General features: G+C 44.4%; 15 protein-coding genes. 13 read left to right on the plus strand and 2 right to left on the minus strand.

The features are described 5' to 3' along the window. Nucleotides 1-67: 67 nt before the first annotated feature. Both BF9343_RS04645 and lnb read right to left on the minus strand, forming a co-directional pair. Nucleotides 68-1,642 carry an alkaline phosphatase family protein gene (locus tag BF9343_RS04645; RefSeq protein WP_005785445.1) on the minus strand — a complete coding sequence of 525 codons (1,575 nt, stop codon included), beginning with the start codon at nucleotides 1,640-1,642 and terminating at the stop codon, nucleotides 68-70. After that, on the minus strand, nucleotides 1,639-2,865 hold the full coding sequence (gene lnb, locus BF9343_RS04650) for a lipoprotein N-acyltransferase Lnb (protein WP_010992261.1): 1,227 nt from the start codon (nucleotides 2,863-2,865) through the stop codon (nucleotides 1,639-1,641). The genes BF9343_RS04645 and lnb overlap by 4 nt, the downstream gene beginning before the upstream one ends. 594 nt (nucleotides 2,866-3,459) lie before the next feature. Here lnb and BF9343_RS04655 point away from each other — a divergent pair. The 13 genes from BF9343_RS04655 (at nucleotide 3,460) to secG (ending at nucleotide 17,302) form a co-directional block, all read left to right on the plus strand. Next, nucleotides 3,460-4,191, plus strand: a complete 732-nt coding sequence (locus BF9343_RS04655; protein WP_005801193.1) for a type III pantothenate kinase — start codon at nucleotides 3,460-3,462, stop codon at nucleotides 4,189-4,191. Continuing rightward, nucleotides 4,178-5,452 carry a membrane protein gene (locus tag BF9343_RS04660; protein WP_005785451.1) on the plus strand — a complete coding sequence of 425 codons (1,275 nt, stop codon included), beginning with the start codon at nucleotides 4,178-4,180 and terminating at the stop codon, nucleotides 5,450-5,452. The genes BF9343_RS04655 and BF9343_RS04660 overlap by 14 nt, the downstream gene beginning before the upstream one ends. Before the next feature lie 45 nt (nucleotides 5,453-5,497). After that, nucleotides 5,498-6,823, plus strand: a complete 1,326-nt coding sequence (locus tag BF9343_RS04665; RefSeq protein WP_005785453.1) for a hypothetical protein — start codon at nucleotides 5,498-5,500, stop codon at nucleotides 6,821-6,823. A gap of 4 nt (nucleotides 6,824-6,827) precedes the next feature. Next, the gene (lptC, locus tag BF9343_RS04670; RefSeq protein ID WP_041926174.1) at nucleotides 6,828-7,445 is read left to right on the plus strand and encodes an LPS export ABC transporter periplasmic protein LptC; all 618 of its coding nucleotides are present in this window, start codon (nucleotides 6,828-6,830) and stop codon (nucleotides 7,443-7,445) included. 2 nt (nucleotides 7,446-7,447) lie between these two features. Beyond that, nucleotides 7,448-8,704 carry a hemolysin family protein gene (locus tag BF9343_RS04675; protein WP_010992263.1) on the plus strand — a complete coding sequence of 419 codons (1,257 nt, stop codon included), beginning with the start codon at nucleotides 7,448-7,450 and terminating at the stop codon, nucleotides 8,702-8,704. Nucleotides 8,705-8,824: 120 nt separating this feature from the next. Beyond that, nucleotides 8,825-10,963, plus strand: coding sequence for a peptidylprolyl isomerase (locus BF9343_RS04680; protein WP_010992264.1), 2,139 nt, complete (start codon nucleotides 8,825-8,827; stop codon nucleotides 10,961-10,963). Nucleotides 10,964-11,139: 176 nt separating this feature from the next. Next, nucleotides 11,140-12,174, plus strand: a complete 1,035-nt coding sequence (gene rlmN, locus BF9343_RS04685) for a 23S rRNA (adenine(2503)-C(2))-methyltransferase RlmN (RefSeq protein WP_005785461.1) — start codon at nucleotides 11,140-11,142, stop codon at nucleotides 12,172-12,174. A gap of 74 nt (nucleotides 12,175-12,248) precedes the next feature. Beyond that, nucleotides 12,249-13,295: a DUF4837 family protein gene (locus tag BF9343_RS04690; RefSeq protein ID WP_005785463.1), complete on the plus strand. Its 1,047-nt coding sequence runs from the start codon at nucleotides 12,249-12,251 to the stop codon at nucleotides 13,293-13,295. 4 nt (nucleotides 13,296-13,299) lie between these two features. Then, complete coding sequence (gene pdxA, locus BF9343_RS04695) at nucleotides 13,300-14,397, plus strand: 4-hydroxythreonine-4-phosphate dehydrogenase PdxA (RefSeq protein ID WP_005785465.1); 1,098 nt, start codon at nucleotides 13,300-13,302, stop codon at nucleotides 14,395-14,397. A gap of 24 nt (nucleotides 14,398-14,421) precedes the next feature. Continuing rightward, the gene (locus BF9343_RS04700) at nucleotides 14,422-15,648 is read left to right on the plus strand and encodes a sigma-54 interaction domain-containing protein (RefSeq protein WP_005785466.1); all 1,227 of its coding nucleotides are present in this window, start codon (nucleotides 14,422-14,424) and stop codon (nucleotides 15,646-15,648) included. Further along, nucleotides 15,635-16,156: an LPS assembly lipoprotein LptE gene (gene lptE, locus BF9343_RS04705; protein WP_008658877.1), complete on the plus strand. Its 522-nt coding sequence runs from the start codon at nucleotides 15,635-15,637 to the stop codon at nucleotides 16,154-16,156. Before BF9343_RS04700 ends, lptE begins: the two co-directional genes overlap by 14 nt. Before the next feature lie 5 nt (nucleotides 16,157-16,161). Next, entirely contained in the window at nucleotides 16,162-16,917 is a 756-nt protein-coding gene (locus tag BF9343_RS04710) for a hypothetical protein (protein ID WP_010992265.1), read from the plus strand. A 4-nt stretch (nucleotides 16,918-16,921) separates the two neighbouring features. Next, a complete protein-coding gene (gene secG, locus BF9343_RS04715; RefSeq protein WP_005785472.1) occupies nucleotides 16,922-17,302 on the plus strand; it encodes a preprotein translocase subunit SecG in 381 nt (126 codons plus the stop codon). Nucleotides 17,303-17,409 lie beyond the last annotated feature (107 nt).

Genomic DNA, 17,409 nt, shown 5'->3' on the forward strand with positions numbered 1-17,409 from the left:
TTGCGCAAAGTTACATTAAAATGCTGATTTATTTGCGCTTTGCACCTTGTTTTTTGTGCGGAAAGTATTACCGGATGTCGGTAATCGGAGTTGCCGAACAGGCATTGGGAGATCGTATTCTCAATATGTGAGCTACGGTGGGAGCTATGTGGTCAATGGTTACGGGCGTGTTGATTACGGCTGGTTTTACGCCGCTGCCCATAAAAATAAGGGGAGACGGAATATGCGCTTTCCGCACCACCTTATGGTCGGATGTATTTTCGTTGACGATGCTCCAGCCCGGCAATACATCGATCAGCAGGTCGCCCGAGCGTTTACGGTGGAAACTGTTGCGTATCATCGAGATGTCCGGTGTCCAGGACCCCAATAACAGGCGTTTGCCGGAATATACTTCATTCACTCCGCTGAATTGGATCAGAAATTCGGCGGCTTTTTCCTGTATATCCGCCAGATTCAGTTGTTTTTCTTCGATCAGTTTGTGATTCAGATAAATCTGCTGATCGTAGTACGCTTCCACATACTGTCCCTGCCCGTAGGTAGCCATCAGATACATGTTCAGCAAGGCTGCGCAGCGGTTCAGGTGAAATTCGCCGGTCGGAACCCGGTAAAGTCCCAGGTCGGGTGATTCGGTATCGGTATATCCGGTGGAGGTAATAAAGAAAACAACATTCTGCAGACCCACTTTCTTGTCAATGATGTCCAGTAAAGAGGCGATGCTCCGATCGAGTCGTACGTATGTATCCTGCATCTCCATGGCACATTCCTGTACACTCTTATGGGCGTAGTTGCCTGCATAGTAGGTCAGTGCCAGCATGTCGGGGACATGATCTTTCCCCATTGTGCTCTTATCCAGCAGTTCTTCTGTCAGCGTATTGATTTCATCGTTGATAAAAGGGCTTGTAATCAGTCGTTTGTATTTATTGACACGATCGTCGTCAAATTTGTATTTAAAAGCAGCATCTCTCCATTCGGGAAGGAAACTGTAGCTTTGTACCGGATGGACAGGAGTCCATGTCATATCGGCAATGCGGAAGTCGATGGCATTCCGGTCGTTATACTGGCTTACCCACCATGGAAACTCGCTATAATAGGTCGTTCCACACCATTTTCCGGTTGTGTTGTTGAGCCAGAATGCGCCATTTCCGGCATGTCCTGCTGCAAGAATGGCAGCGTCGCGGAATGGAGCGATGGCATATACCAATCCCTCGTTACGGGTGGCTATCTTCAGCTCATCGGCTATCGTAGAGGTCAGGAGATGGGAAGGCGAAGAGCTTTCGTTTGTATAATTGCCCATGAAAGCGGGGTCGTCGACGCAACTCACAGTGCGCAGTGTCGATACATCCATCCATCGTTTGCCGATAATGCCGTTGACCGAAGGAGTGGTGCCTGTATAAATAGCGGCTATGGCTGATGCGCGGTCCGTGCCGCTGAAAGTATATTCGGCATTCCGGAACACACGTCCTTCTTTCCAGAGCCTTCTGAATCCCCTGTCGCCATACAGTGTTGAAAAAGCTTCGAGATAGTCCGTACGTAACTGGTCTATGGTGAGACCTACCACTAATTTCGGGGTAGATGGAAGTGGCTGGGCTTGCAGTCCGGTAAAAGTAAGTACAGTCAGTATGGAGGTTAATAGTCCTTTCATTTAGCTTTTTTGTATGTCAGAATAAGATTGCTTGCAGAACGTATTAGCAAACAGAGTGCCAAAGGTAATACTGCTAAGTCGAAATTTTGTGGTATTACCGGAAAAAGCACTATAAAAAGTGTTAAAACAATGCAGTTCAGTAGATGATACCTGCTTTTGCGTCGCTTTCGTTCGTCGTTTATAAAGAAAGGGAGGCAGAGCAGATGCCCCGGATGGAAGACAAACAGCAAGTAATTGGAGCCTACCGTGGGGTGTTCGGAGAAAAGAGCAAGGAAAGCGACGATGCATCCTGCGATGCCCGCTGCCGCAAACACTGCGATATCCAGTCCCCAAAGACTCTTTTTCTTGCGTAGACCATAGACGGTAGCCATTCCGATTGCGATAAACACAAGAAGGGACAATCGGATGGGGGTCAGCATATTCCAGATATCATTTTCTGTGGAGCCGGATACATCCGGTTCACAGTCAATAATTTTTTGAGTGGAAGTCACCAGTGCTTTGTTGTCTGAAGTGTTGGCTATGCGTGCTCCGGCAAAAGCATCCATCAGATAAAACGGAGCGAACATCATTTGTCTATCGTTGATGGGGCGGTCGGCCTGGCTGCCTATGCAGAAATCGATTCCGAATTGTGCCCAAGGATGTCCTTTCGTGTATTGATGGACAATATCCCGATAAGATTTCGTTTCGCCATTTTCGGTGTGTGCATTGCTGAAGAGCAATTGGCTACCGCTTTTTTGCAGACTCTCTTCCACCTTGTCCCGTGGACGGGTAGCGCAGTTGTCGTAGAAAAAGTTATAGCGGTATATCCGGTTTTCCGGGCGGTAATTTTCTTCCAGAAGGGTGATTAACTGTTGTTGTTCTTCGACTGTCAGATTGAGCGTCTGCTGCCATACACTGCGTCCGAAGTATTCGTATTCGGCGGCAAAACGGCGGTAATCTTCCACCCCCAATTGATAATCGGTCTTGCCGAGTGCGAAACGCAGGATGAAGTTGGGGGTGTTGAAACTGAACAAGCCATAATTGTATACCCGGTCGATGCCTCGTGCCGGTTCTTCGTAACGGATAGCCGTGTGCCCGAAGAGCGAATAGATTTCTTCACCCGGAGCGCATGTCAACAAGCTGATCCGGATGGAATCAGCGGTGGACAGACTTTCCGTTCCCCATGTCAGAATCGGGAAGATTGAAAAAACAATCAGGAGTAAATGTCGCAACTTTGAGTTCATGTGGCAAAGATACTGCTTTTGTGGGAATAAAATGGCCGGTTCAATGAATTTATTTGTCTCTTTTCGTCAATCGCGGGGCAATTTGTTCCTGAGCGCAGGGGTTGTGCTTCCCCGAGCGTCGGGCTGCAGGCCTTCGGCTGCCGGGCTGCGGTTTGTGAATAGCCGGACTTCGTCCTGTTGATCGCTGGACTTCGATTTGTTCGTGACGCGTTTCCTCGGGGTGCGTTTTGGGGAGACTGTCGTCAGCGGCAGCAACAGTTTTTTGAGCTTCCGTCCATTCTTCTTGTTATATTCTGTTTTGTTTTGTATTGTAGGCTATTGGGGGATATTCTGTTTTTTTGTCTCTATATGCTTATTAATCAGTAATGAAAACTCGTTGCTGATTTTTGGATTTTCTGCTTGTTTTTGTTTATGCCTTCCGGCTCTCTTTTCCGCACTTTTCCAGCGAAGATTTCGGGAGAGGAAAGTAGTTTTACCGAATCGGCTGTCGGGACGTTTTTTTATTTTTCTCTCTATGCCGCTGCTTTTTTATTCGCTATTTCGGTATTTGAATAAATTTTATCTCTTATCTTTGCGCCCTCAAACAGAGAGAAAGTGAACTTAATTATCGATATTGGAAATACAGTAGCCAAAGTAGCGCTTTTCGACCGGACTTCTATGGTAGAAGTTGTTTACGACTCTAATCAGTCCCTGGATTCCTTGGAGGCTGTTTGTAATAAGTATGATGTTCGGAAAGCAATTGTTGCTACGGTTATAGACTTAAACGAGTGTGTGCTGGCTCAGTTGAACAAGCTTCCTGTCCCCGTCTTATGGTTAGACAGCCATACGCCGCTTCCGGTAATAAACTTGTATGAAACCCCCGAAACTCTCGGTTATGACCGGATGGCTGCCGTGGTGGCGGCCCATGATCAGTTTCCGGGTAAAGACATTTTGGTGATTGATGCGGGTACTTGCATCACTTACGAATTTGTTGATTCTTTGGGACAGTATCATGGGGGCAATATTTCGCCCGGACTCTGGATGCGGCTGAAAGCACTCCATCAATTTACCGGACGTTTGCCGTTGGTTCATGCCGAAGGACGCATGCCGGATATGGGAAAAGATACTGAAACTGCTATTCGTGCAGGTGTAAAGAAAGGGATAGAATACGAAATTACAGGGTATATTGCGGCTATGAAGCATAAATATCCTGAACTTTTGGTTTTTTTAACGGGCGGAGATGATTTTTCTTTTGATACGAAATTAAAAAGTGTCATCTTTGCAGATAGATTTTTAGTGTTGAAAGGATTAAATAGAATATTAAACTATAATAATGGTAGGATATAAACAGACACTTTGTGCGCTTCTGCTCACGATATTATTACCCGGAGTGGCAATCGCTCAAAATAATACAAACTCTCCTTATACACGATATGGCTATGGTCAGTTGGCTGATCAGTCATTTGCAAACAGTAAAGCAATGGGAGGGATCGCTTACGGATTGCGCGATGGATCACATATCAATCCGTTGAATCCTGCTTCTTATACGGCTATTGATTCGTTGACCTTTCTTTTTGACGGAGGGTTTTCGATGCAAAATACAAACTTTAGTAGTGAAGGCACCAAGTTGAATGCGAAAAATTCAAGTTTTGACTACATAGCGATGCAGTTTCGTCTACACCAGCGCGTGGCCATGAGTATCGGTCTGCTGCCCTATTCGAGTGTAGGCTATAATATGGCCAAGGCGAACAACGACGTTGCGTCGGAAGAAGCGCGGAGCGTCACTTCATTTGCCGGAGACGGAGGCTTGCATCAGCTTTACGTAGGTTTGGGAGTGAAGGTGCTGAAAAACCTTTCAGTCGGCGCCAACGTATCGTACTTTTGGGGGGAGATCACGCGTCAGGCGCGTATTACTTTTCCTTATAATGACAACGCTTTTGCTTTTCAGCATGTAGACTATTTGTCCGTGCGCGATTATAAGCTGGACTTCGGCGCGCAATACACACAGCAGCTGGGTAGGAAGCATGCGGTTACATTAGGTGTAGTGTTCTCGCCTAAAAAAGATTTGCATAACGAAGCTTATGTACAAAGATCGACGCTTACGAACTCCAACAGCACGCAGGCCGTCACTACGAATACGGTCGATACGGTGGCTACCTTTGGAATGCCCAATAGCTTTGGGGTGGGACTTACGTACGAGTATGACAAACGTCTGATCGTGGGAGCTGATTTTAATTTGCAGAAGTGGGGCGACGTGACCTATATGAATCAGCCGAATGCTTTTTGTGATGCGATGAAAATTTCAGTGGGTGCCGAGTATATGCCGAGTCGTTTCTCGCGTAGTTATCTGGCGCATATCAAATACCGCGTCGGAGGATATTATTCGGAACCTTATTATAAAATAGGAGGGGAGAGAGCCTCTCGTGAGTATGGAGTAACGGCCGGTTTGGGATTACCTCTTCCGGGTTCACGCTCGCTAATCAACGTTTCGGCTCAATATATTAAAGTACATGGTCTGAAAGCCGGTATGGTAGATGAAAATACATTGCGTTTGAGCATCGGAATCACGTTCAATGAAGGCTGGTTCTTCAAACGTAAAGTTAAATAATAGAGAGAATAGACGGTATTATATAACAACTAAAATTTAGATACAATGAAAATTAAAACGCTTGTGGCTGTGTTGTTTCTTTCGGCGGGAGCAACAACTGTGGTAGCACAGGACGACGCTAATTGTAATTCGAACAGTAGTATTTCTCACGAAGCAGTGAAAGCTGGTAACTTTAAAGATGCTTATACTCCGTGGAAAGCTGTTTTGGAGAACTGCCCGACTCTTCGTTTCTATACCTTCACAGACGGTTATAAAATTCTGAAAGGGTTGCTGGGGCAGATCAAAGACAGAAACTCTGCAGAATACAAAAAGTATTTTGATGAGTTGATGAATACGCACGATTTGCGTATGAAGTATACTCAGGAATTCTTGGGAAAAGGTGTAAAAGTATCGTCGGAAGATGAAGCACTGGGCATTAAAGCTGTCGATTATATTGCATTTGCTCCGAAGGTGGATGTAAATCAAGCTTATGATTGGTTGAAAAAATCGGTGGACGCTGCGAAAGCTGAGTCTGCAGCTGCTACATTGTTCTATTTCTTGCAGATGTCTCACGATAAACTGAAAGAAGATCCGGCTCACAAAGAGCAGTTTATTCAGGACTATCTGGCTGCATCCGAATATGCAGACGATGCTATAGCTGCTGCTGATAAAGAGAGTGTGAAGAAAGCTTTCGGAGGTATCAAAGATAATCTGGTAGCTCTGTTCATTAACAGCGGTACTGCCGATTGCGAATCACTGCAAGGTATCTATGGACCTAAGGTAGAAACGAATCAGACTGATTTGAATTATTTGAAGAAAGTCATCAGCATTATGAAGATGATGAAGTGTACGGATAGCGACGCTTATCAGCAGGCTTCATTCTATGTATACAAGATTGAGCCTTCGGCTGAGGCTGCTACCGGATGTGCATACCAGGCCTATAAGAAAGGGGATATCGATGGTTCTGTGAAGTTCTTTGACGAAGCGATCAACCTTGAGACAGACAATGCAAAGAAAGCAGAAAAGGCTTATGCTGCTGCCAGTGTTTTGACTACTGCCAAGAAATTGTCTCAGGCAAGATCTTATGCTCAGAAAGCAATCAGCTTCAATGAAAACTATGGTGCTCCTTATATCCTTATCGCTAACTTGTATGCTATGAGTCCTAACTGGAGTGATGAATCGGCTTTGAACAAGTGTACTTATTTTGCTGTTATCGACAAATTGCAGAAAGCTAAATCTGTAGATCCGAGTGTAACAGAAGAAGTTAACAAAATGATCAGCAGATATTCCGCTTATACTCCGCAGGCTAAAGACTTGTTTATGTTGGGCTACAAAGCCGGCGACCGCATCACTATCGGTGGTTGGATTGGAGAGTCTACAACGATCAGATAAATCTATGTTGCGACAACAAAGTAACAGTTTATTAAATAAAAGTTTGAGCATAACAATTGTCTTCGGGGCAATTGTTGTGCTTCTTTTATTTTCTTCCTGTGGCGGGAGAAATAAGGCGATGGCCGATGCCATTACCGAGCGGGATTCACTGCCTGTTATGGATACACGGGGGGTAACGACCCTTATATCCGATTCCGGTGTCACACGTTACCGGGTCAACACTGAAGAATGGTTGATCTTTGATAAGAAGAAACCCTCGTATTGGGCTTTTGAGAAGGGCATTTATCTGGAACAGTTCGATTCGCTATTTCATATAGATGCGAGTATAAAGGCGGATACGGCTTATTATTATGATCGTGACCGGCTTTGGAAACTTATTGGAAATGTAGATATTAAGAGTCTGAAGGGCGATCATGTGACCACCGAGTTGTTATATTGGAATGAAGCCACCAAGAAAGTGTATACCGATAAGTTTGTCCGGATGGAAAAACCGGATCAGATTATGACCGGATATGGCTTTGAGTCAGACGATCAGTTTATGAAGCCGGTTGTTCATAACATATCCGGTATAGTATATATCGATGAAGATGCCGAAAAGGCAAAAACAGATTCTGTAAACTAACTATGAGCATCATTATTTACCTGTTGATTACGATGGCATTTTCTGCTTTCTTTTCGGGAATGGAGATTGCTTTTGTTTCGGTAGACAAACTTCGTTTTGAAATGGACCGGAAAGGAGGGGTATCATCGCGTATCCTTTCGCTATTCTTCCGGAATCCCAATGATTTTATTTCGACCATGCTGGTCGGGAATAACATCGCTCTGGTTATCTATGGTATATTGATGGCACAGATTATCGGCGACAATTTGCTGGCCGGATGGATCACCAATCATTTTGTAATGGTATTGGTACAGACCGTGATCTCCACACTGATCATCTTGGTGACAGGAGAGTTTCTGCCCAAAACGCTTTTTAAGATCAATCCCAATCTGGCCCTGAATGTCTGTGCAGTTCCTCTTTTCATCTGTTATGTTGTTCTCTATCCTATATCTAAATTTTCGTCGGGAGTCTCTTACCTCTTTCTTCGCCTGTTTGGGATGAAAGTGAACAAGGAAGCCTCTGCGAAAGCCTTTGGTAAGGTAGATCTGGATTATTTTGTCCAGTCGAGTATAGACAATGCCGAAAGTGAGGAAACTCTGGACACGGAAGTGAAAATCTTTCAGAATGCACTCGACTTCTCGGCGGTCAAGATACGCGACTGCATCGTTCCACGGACAGAAGTGGTAGCTGTTGCGCTGGATACATCCCTTGAAGAACTTAAAGGCCGGTTTGTTGAGTCCGGTATATCAAAAATAATTGTCTACGATGGTAATATAGATAATGTGGTGGGATACATTCATTCGTCCGAAATGTTTCGTAGCCCGAAAGATTGGCGCAATCATGTGAAAGAAGTTCCCATTGTGCCTGAAACGATGGCGGCCCATAAACTGATGAAGCTGTTTATGCAACAGAAAAAGACCATTGCCGTGGTAGTGGATGAATTTGGAGGAACTTCGGGTATTGTCAGCCTTGAAGACCTTGTTGAAGAAATTTTCGGTGACATCGAAGACGAACACGACAACACTTCCTATATTTGTAAGCAGATCGGTGAGCATGAATACGTGCTTTCAGCCCGTTTGGAAATAGAAAAAGTAAACGAAACTTTTAATCTGGAGCTTCCCGAATCCGATGACTATCTAACGGTGGGAGGATTAATCTTGAATCAATACCAGAGCTTTCCGAAATTGCACGAATTGGTCTCTGTCGGTAAATATCAGTTTAAGATAATTAAGGTTACAGCAACGAAAATCGAACTTGTCCGACTGAAAGTAATGGAATAATGATCGATAGCTGTAATTTTTTAGCTAATAAATAGATGCATATTAGCATTTTTTGTATCTTCGTGCGCTAAAACCAAAGATGAAGAAAATAATAATAACAAATAAATCGTATTAATCAAAATGGCAACATTACAAAACATTAGATCCAAAGGACCCCTGTTGGTGATCGTTATTGGTTTGGCTTTGTTTGCTTTCATTGCGGGCGATGCCTGGAAAGTTCTCCAGCCACACCAATCGCATGATGTAGGCGAAGTCAATGGAGAAACTCTTTCTGCTCAGGACTACCAGAACATGGTAGAAGAATATACCGAGGTTATCAAGTTCTCAAGCGGAATGAGTTCATTGAATGATGAACAGACCAATCAGGTGAAAGACGAAGTATGGCGTAGCTATGTGAACAATAAACTGATTGAAAAAGAAGCGAAGAAGCTCGGTATTACTGTTTCGAAGGCTGAAATTCAATCAATCATTAACGAAGGTGTGAATCCGTTGCTGCAGCAGACTCCGTTCCGCAATCCTCAAACGGGCGCTTTCGATAAAGATATGTTGAAGAAATTCTTGGCTGACTACTCTAAAATGGACAAGACCAAGATGCCGTCTCAATATGTGGAATACTATGAAGGAATGCACAAACTTTGGTCATTTGTAGAAAAGACACTGATCCAGAGCCGTTTGGCGGAAAAATACCAGGCACTGGTGACTAAAGCTCTTTTCTCTAATCCGGTTGAGGCACAGGATGCATTCGACGCAAGAGTAAACCAGTCGGATGTTCTGTTGGCTGCTGTTCCTTATTCTTCTATTGTAGACTCTACTATCACAGTGAAAGAGTCTGAACTGAAAGATCTCTATAACAAGAAGAAAGAACAGTTCAAACAATATGTTGAAACACGCAACATCAAATACATCGATGTACAGGTGATAGCCAGTGCAGAAGACAGAGCTGCTATCCAGCAGGAAGTGACTGATTATACAAACCAACTGGCTACTGCCAATGGTGATTATACTACTTTCATCCGTTCTACCGGATCGGAATATCCGTATGTTGATTTGTACTATACCAAGAAAGCTTTCCCGTCAGATGTAGTTGCACGCATGGATTCAGCTTCGATTGGACAAGTATATGGCCCTTACTACAATGCAGGCGACAATACTATCAATTCGTTCAAGGTGTTGTCTAAAGTGGCTGCTGCCGATTCTGTGCAGTTCCGTCAGATTCAGGTTTACACAGAAGACGCTGCTAAAACAAAAGCTTTGGCTGACAGCATCTATACTGCTATTAAGGGTGGGGCCGACTTTACAGCTTTGGCTAAGAAGTACGGACAAACAGGTGAATCCAACTGGATTTCGTCTGCTAACTACGAAAATGCACAGGTTGATGGCGATAACTTGAAATTTATCAGCACTATCAACAATCTGGGAGTAAACGAACTCTCTAACGTAGCCTTGGGACAAGGCAATATCATTTTGCAGGTGACTGATAAGAAAGCTGTGAAAGATAAATATAAAGTTGCCGTTATCAAGCGTGCGGTTGAGTTCAGCAAAGAAACTTATAATAAAGCTTATAATGAATTCAGCCAGTTTATTGCAGCTAACCCGACAGTAGACAAGGTTGCGGCCAATGCTGAAGAATCAGGCTATAAATTGCTCGAAAGAAATGATCTGTATAGCTCAGAACACGGAATCGGTGGTATCAGAGGGACTAAAGAAGCACTGAAATGGGCCTTTGCTGCAAAACCGGGTGAAGTTTCCGGCTTATATGAATGTGGCGAAAGCGACCGCATGTTGGTTGTTGGTCTGGTTAGCGTGATCGAAGAAGGTTATCGTCCTTTGGCCCAGGTTCAGGATCAGTTGAGAGCTGAAATCATTCGTGATAAGAAAGCTGAGAAGATCATGGCCGACATGAAGGCTGCCAATGCAACTACAATTGCCCAGTACACATCGATGGCCAATGCAGTAAGTGATTCTGTAAAACACGTAACATTTGCAGCGCCTGCTTATGTAGCCGCTTTGCGTAGTAGTGAGCCGCTGGTAGGCGCATACGCTTCGGTTTCGGATATCAATAAGCTGAGCGCTCCTATCAAGGGTAATGGCGGTGTGTTTGTGTTGCAGGTATATGCCAAAGATAAGCTGAACGAAACATTCGATGCCCAATCAGAAGAGGCTACATTGGAAAACATGCATGCCCGTCTGGCAAGTCGTTTTATGAACGATCTTTATCTGAAAGGCGATGTAAAAGATAAACGATACCTGTTCTTCTAAAAACGGATTTGTTTTTTAGATAACATCGTTTTAATATACGAAAGGCTGTTCCGCACGGAACGGCCTTTCTTTTTGCTATCTCTTTCCCTCTTCCTATTAACTTTTGTCCCTTCTCTTTTTTAAAATCGACTTTTATTCCTTACATTTGCATGAATAAATAAATATTTGTAGTAAATATGCCCAAATATCCGCTTTTAGGAATGACCCTTACCGAATTGCAATCTGTCACCAAAGATTTGGGGATGCCTGCTTTTGCAGCCAAACAGATCGCTTCCTGGTTATACGATAAAAAAGTGACTTCTATTGATGAAATGACCAATCTGTCGTTGAAGCATAGAGAGTTGCTCAAGGGAGAGTATGATTTGGGGATATCCGCGCCTGTTGATGAGATGCGTTCCGTAGATGGTACGGTGAAGTATCTTTATCAGGTGAGTGACAATCATTTTGTTGAAGCGGTGTATATTCCGGACGAGGATCGGGCGACATTGTGCGTGTCTTCTCAGGTAGGCTGTAAAATGAACTGTAAGTTCTGCATGACGGGTAAACAAGGATTTACCGCAAGTCTGACAGCCAATCAGATCTTGAATCAAATCGCAGCATTGCCAGAGCGGGATAAGTTGACTAATGTCGTGATGATGGGGATGGGCGAGCCTCTCGATAATTTGGATGAAGTATTAAAAGCACTGCATATCCTGACCGCTTCGTATGGATACGGATGGAGCCCCAAGCGTATTACTTTGTCGTCTGTAGGATTGCGGAAAGGACTTCAACGCTTTATTGAAGAAAGCGAATGTCATCTGGCTATCAGCCTGCATTCTCCTTTTCCTTCACAACGTTCTGAGCTGATGCCGGCCGAAAGGGCTTTCTCGATTAAAGAAATGGTCGATCTGTTAAAAAACTATGATTTTAGTAAACAGCGCAGACTTTCGTTTGAATACATTGTTTTTAAGGGCGTCAATGATTCGCTGATTTATGCTAAGGAGCTGTTGAAATTGCTGCGTGGGCTTGACTGCCGGGTGAACTTAATCCGGTTTCATGCCATTCCTGGGGTAGACCTCGAGGGTGCCGGTATGGAGACTATGACGTCATTTCGTGACTACCTGACCTCACATGGACTGTTCACTACCATTCGGGCTTCCCGGGGAGAAGATATTTTTGCCGCTTGCGGGATGTTATCGACGGCTAAACAGGAGGAGAGTAACAAGAATTAATATAAATTATCAGCACATTGGATGAAAGTATACGACCATTTCGTAGATTTGTGAAAACATTAAAATTGATGCATATGAAAAAGTACCTGTTTTACCTCAGTATGGCTCTTGTAGCAGTAGTGTTGTTTTCTTGTAAAAGCGGCAAGAAAAGTGTGTTTACTCCAACTTCCAGCGGACGTGCTTATGAAGTCCTCGTTGTGGTTGAGAAGCCTGTGTGGGAGCGTCCTGCCGGTAGAGCTTTGTACAATGTGCTCGATACAGATGTGCCCGGACTTCCGCAATCGGAACGTTCGTTCAGGATCATGTCTACTTCTCCCAAAGATTTTGATGCGATCCTGAAGTTGGTGCGCAACATTATTATCGTAGATATACAGGACATTTATACCCAACCTAAATTCAAGTATGCCAAGGATGTATATGCATCTCCCCAGATGATTTTGACTATTCAGGCTCCGGACGAGGCATCGTTTGAGAAGTTTGTCGAAGAGAACAAACAGCCGATTATAGACTTCTTTACCCGTGCCGAAATGAACCGTCAGATCTCTTTCCTGGAGAAAAATCATAATGACTATATTTCGACGAAAGTAGGTAGCATGTTCAACAGTGATATCTGGCTTCCGGCCGAACTGAGCAGTTCGAAGACAGGAGAAGACTTTTTCTGGGCAGGTACTAATGCCGCTACCGGAGACCAGAACTTTGTAATCTACTCTTACCCGTATACAGATAAGGATACCTTTACGAAAGAGTTCTTTATCCATAAGCGAGATTCAGTGATGAAGGCTAATATTCCGGGTGCCAAAGAGGGTATGTACATGGCGACTGATTCGTCTACCGTAGAGGTTCGTCCGATTGATATTCATGGAGATTACACAATGGAAGCACGCGGACTGTGGCGCATAAAGGGCGATTTCATGGGTGGCCCGTTTGTTTCGCACACCCGTCTGGATAAAGCCAGCCACCGTATTATCACTACAGAAGTATTTATTTACTCACCCGATAAAATGAAACGTGACCTGATGCGCCGATTGGAAGCATCTCTGTATACTTTGCAACTTCCTACCGAGAAGGCGCAGGAACAGATTCCGATGGGCATAGAGCAGGAGGAGAAAACTAACAAATAACAAAATGGAAGATAACAAAATAAAAATTGGCATCACTCAGGGAGACATAAACGGGGTAGGATACGAAGTCATTTTAAAAACGTTTGCCGACCCCGTCATGTTGGAACTCTGTACACCGGTCATTTACGGCTCTCCGAAAGTGGCTGCATATCACCGCAAGTCGCTCGATTTGCCTACTAACTTCAGTATTGTCAATACCGCTGCAGAAGCTGCCCACAATCGCCTGAGCGTGGTCAACTGTACGGATGACGAGGTGAAAGTAGAGTTCTCAAAACCCGATCCGGAAGCCGGTAAAGCAGCTTTGGGAGCACTTGAGAAGGCGATAGAGGAGTTCAGGGAAGGCTTGATCGATGTCATAGTGACGGCTCCTATCAATAAGCATACGATTCAGTCCGAAGGATTTGCTTTTCCCGGACATACGGAATATATCGAACAACGTCTGGGGAATGGTTCAAAATCACTGATGATCCTGATGAAAGAGGATTTCCGGGTAGCTTTGGTAACAGGACATATTCCGGTTCGCGAGATAGCCTCTTCAATAACCAAGGAACTGATTCAGGAGAAACTTGCCATATTCAACCGGTCGTTGAAACAGGATTTCGGGATTGGTGCGCCGCGCATCGCAGTGTTGGCACTGAATCCGCATGCCGGAGATGACGGATTGCTCGGTACGGAAGAACAGGAAATCATTTCTCCTGCTATTCAGGAAATGGCTGCCAAGGGAATCTTGTGCTATGGCCCTTATCCGGCTGACGGATTTATGGGATCGGGCAATTTCACCCATTTTGACGGAGTACTGGCCATGTATCACGATCAGGGATTGGCTCCTTTCAAGGCATTGGCCATGGATGAAGGTGTGAACTACACGGCGGGTTTGCCGGTGATACGCACTTCTCCTGCGCATGGCACAGCCTATGATATTGCAGGAAAAGGCGTTGCTTGCGAAGATTCATTCCGTCAGGCTATTTATGTAGCGATCGACGTATTCCGTAACCGCCAACGTGAGAAGGAAGCACATGCCAATCCGTTACGTAAACAATATTACGAGAAACGAGACGACAGTGATAAACTGAAGCTCGATACAGTAGATGATGATATTTAATCAGGAAGGGAGTTTAGTGCGAATATGACAAAAGCGGAAATACAACAGGTAAAACTAAGGTTCGGTATTATTGGTAACACTGAAGCTTTGACGCGTGCGATAGATGTTGCCATACAGGTGGCACCTACCGATTTGTCCGTGCTAATAACCGGAGAGAGTGGTGTCGGTAAGGAAAGTTTCCCTCAGATCATTCACCAATACAGTCGCCGAAAGCATGGACAGTATATTGCTGTCAACTGTGGTGCTATTCCTGAAGGAACCATCGATTCGGAACTGTTCGGTCATGAAAAAGGGGCTTTTACGGGAGCCATCGGTGAGCGAAAGGGCTATTTTGGTGAAGCCGACGGCGGAACTATTTTTCTGGATGAAGTCGGAGAATTGCCTTTGCCCACGCAGGCACGTTTGCTTCGTGTACTCGAGAGTGGGGAGTTTATAAAAGTAGGCTCCTCCAAAGTACAGAAAACGGATGTCCGCATTGTGGCTGCTACCAATGTCAATTTGACCCAGGCCATTGCAGAGGGACGTTTCCGTGAGGATTTATACTATCGTCTCAATACGGTGCCCATCCAGATCCCTCCTTTGCGGGAGCGTGGAGAAGATGTGCTGTTACTGTTCCGTAAGTTTGCAAGTGACTTTGCAGAGAAGTATCGTATGCCCGCCATACAGCTGACCGAAGATGCCAAACGGGTTTTGCTGTCTTATTCCTGGCCGGGTAATGTGCGTCAGTTGAAGAATATCACGGAGCAAATCTCTATAATTGAGACCAATCGTGAGATTAATGCCCCTATCTTGCAATCTTATCTGCCTGCCCAGAGTACGCAGCGATTGCCTGCCCTGTTTGGTGTAAAGACAGGGAAGAGCTTCGAAAGTGAACGTGAAATCTTATATCAGGTCCTTTTTGACATGCGACAAGATGTGACCGAACTGAAAAAGCTTGTACACGAAATCATGTCCGAGCGCGGAGCGGTAACCTCCAATGTCGGTACGTTTTATACGCCGGCTCCGGTAGTAGCCCCTACACCCTCAGTGCCTGCCATCATTCATCCGGTCAAGCCCAATTGTCCCGATGACGATGACATACAAGATACCGAAGAGTATGTGGAAGAGTCGCTTTCGTTGGACGAAGTCGAGAAAGAAATGATACGCAAAGCCCTTGAAAAGCATCATGGCAAGCGAAAAAGCGCGGCAAAGGATCTTAATATATCCGAGCGTACCCTTTACCGAAAAATAAAAGAATATGGATTGGAATAAAAAGATAATGCGAATTTCACTGCTGGTTTTCACACTGGTAGTAGGAATTTCGTGTACTGTTTCTTATAAGTTTAATGGTGGTAATATCAATTACGATAAGGTAAAGACTATCTCTATTGCTGACTTTCCTATTAAGTCGGACTATGTTTATGCACCGTTAGGTACTAAGTTCAACGAGGACCTGAAAGACATTTTCCTTCGTCAGACCCGTCTGAAACTGGTGAATAATAATGCCGACCTCGAGATTGATGGAGAGATTACCGGATATAACCAGTATAACCAGGCTGTTTCGGCCGACGGATACTCTTCTGAAACCAAGCTGACCATCACAGTGAATGTTCGTTTTGTGAACAATACGAATCATGAACAGGACTTCGAGCAACAGTTCTCGGCCTTCCGTGTCTATGATTCGAGGGAGTTGCTGACAGCCGTTCAGGACGGACTGATTGCGGAGATGACCAAAGAGATTACAGATCAAATATTTAACGCAACGGTAGCAAACTGGTAATTAGAATGATTTCTGCTAACTTACAACAATGGATTCAGCATCCGGAAACGCTGAATAAAGATACTTTGTACGAGTTGCGAACGCTTGTCACACGCTATCCTTATTTTCAGTCACTGCGATTACTCTATCTTAAAAATCTATATTTGTTGCACGATATCTCTTTCGGTGCCGAGCTTCGTAAAGCCATATTGCATGTGGCTGATCGCCGGAAGCTGTTTTATCTGATTGAGGGTGAACGATATATTTTGAAACCTCGGAAAAAGAACGCACTTCCCGAAACAGAAGTTTTAGAGGAAGAGCCCAGCCTCGATCGTACGCTTTCCCTAATCGATGCTTTTCTGGCCACCGTGCCCGAAGAGGTTTCAGCCCAGACAAGCCTGGACTATGCAACGGACTATACCACCTATTTGCTGCAAGAAGACGATACACCGGAACTGGAAGAAACTCCCAAACTTCGCGGTCATGAATTGATTGACGGCTTTATCGAAAGAAGTGAAGAAGAAACATCCATCCGTTTGCAACCGGCAGATGAAAATAAAGCTATCTCCGAAGAGGAAGAGAGCGAGACGCAGCATGAAGAAGATGAAGATGATAGCTGTTTCACCGAAACATTGGCCAAAATATACGTCAAACAGCATCGATATTCCAAGGCACTTGAAATTATTAAAAAATTAAGTTTGAAATATCCAAAAAAAAATGCTTACTTTGCAGACCAAATCAGATTTTTAGAGAAATTGATTATTAACGCTAAATCAAAATAACAAAATGTACTTATTATTAGTTATCTTAATGGTTATTGCAGCCATACTGATGTGCTTCATTGTGTTGATTCAGAACTCAAAAGGCGGTGGTCTTGCTTCAGGGTTCTCATCATCTAACCAGATTATGGGTGTACGCAAAACTACAGACTTTCTGGAAAAAGCAACTTGGGGCTTAGCTGCATTTATGGTTGTGATGAGCATTGCTACTGCGTATGTCGTTCCGACTTCTTCTTCTAAAACACAAGATGTCATTATGGAACAGGCACAGCAGGAAGAGCAGACCAACCCTTATAACCTGCCCGTAGGTACTACTGCACCGAAGACAGACGCTGCTGCTCCGGTTGAAGCACCTGCCACAGAAACTCCGGCTACTCCGGCAAACTAACAACAGATTCTTTTTAAGAAACGATAAGCGAAGCTGCAATTTCAAACCGAAACTTGCAGCTTCGCTTATTTTTTGCCGTAAAATGCATCTTTTTGTTAGGCATACAA

Origin of the sequence: Bacteroides fragilis NCTC 9343 (assembly GCF_000025985.1) — a bacterium.
GTDB classification, from domain to species: Bacteria; Bacteroidota; Bacteroidia; order Bacteroidales; family Bacteroidaceae; genus Bacteroides; species Bacteroides fragilis.

Excerpts from the sequence above, each read along its gene's own strand:
- BF9343_RS04645 (WP_005785445.1), bottom strand. The coding sequence starts at position 1,642 with ATGAAAGGACTATTAACCTCCATACTGACTGTACTTACTTTTACCGGA.
- BF9343_RS04680 (WP_010992264.1), top strand. The coding sequence starts at position 8,825 with ATGGCAACATTACAAAACATTAGATCCAAAGGACCCCTGTTGGTGATC.
- BF9343_RS04660 (WP_005785451.1), top strand. The coding sequence starts at position 4,178 with ATGGTAGGATATAAACAGACACTTTGTGCGCTTCTGCTCACGATATTA.
- lptE (WP_008658877.1), top strand. The coding sequence starts at position 15,635 with ATGGATTGGAATAAAAAGATAATGCGAATTTCACTGCTGGTTTTCACA.
- BF9343_RS04690 (WP_005785463.1), top strand. The coding sequence starts at position 12,249 with ATGAAAAAGTACCTGTTTTACCTCAGTATGGCTCTTGTAGCAGTAGTG.
- rlmN (WP_005785461.1), top strand. The coding sequence starts at position 11,140 with ATGCCCAAATATCCGCTTTTAGGAATGACCCTTACCGAATTGCAATCT.
- lnb (WP_010992261.1), bottom strand. The coding sequence starts at position 2,865 with ATGAACTCAAAGTTGCGACATTTACTCCTGATTGTTTTTTCAATCTTC.
- BF9343_RS04700 (WP_005785466.1), top strand. The coding sequence starts at position 14,422 with ATGACAAAAGCGGAAATACAACAGGTAAAACTAAGGTTCGGTATTATT.
- BF9343_RS04665 (WP_005785453.1), top strand. The coding sequence starts at position 5,498 with ATGAAAATTAAAACGCTTGTGGCTGTGTTGTTTCTTTCGGCGGGAGCA.
- secG (WP_005785472.1), top strand. The coding sequence starts at position 16,922 with ATGTACTTATTATTAGTTATCTTAATGGTTATTGCAGCCATACTGATG.
- BF9343_RS04710 (WP_010992265.1), top strand. The coding sequence starts at position 16,162 with ATGATTTCTGCTAACTTACAACAATGGATTCAGCATCCGGAAACGCTG.
- pdxA (WP_005785465.1), top strand. The coding sequence starts at position 13,300 with ATGGAAGATAACAAAATAAAAATTGGCATCACTCAGGGAGACATAAAC.
- lptC (WP_041926174.1), top strand. The coding sequence starts at position 6,828 with ATGTTGCGACAACAAAGTAACAGTTTATTAAATAAAAGTTTGAGCATA.
- BF9343_RS04675 (WP_010992263.1), top strand. The coding sequence starts at position 7,448 with ATGAGCATCATTATTTACCTGTTGATTACGATGGCATTTTCTGCTTTC.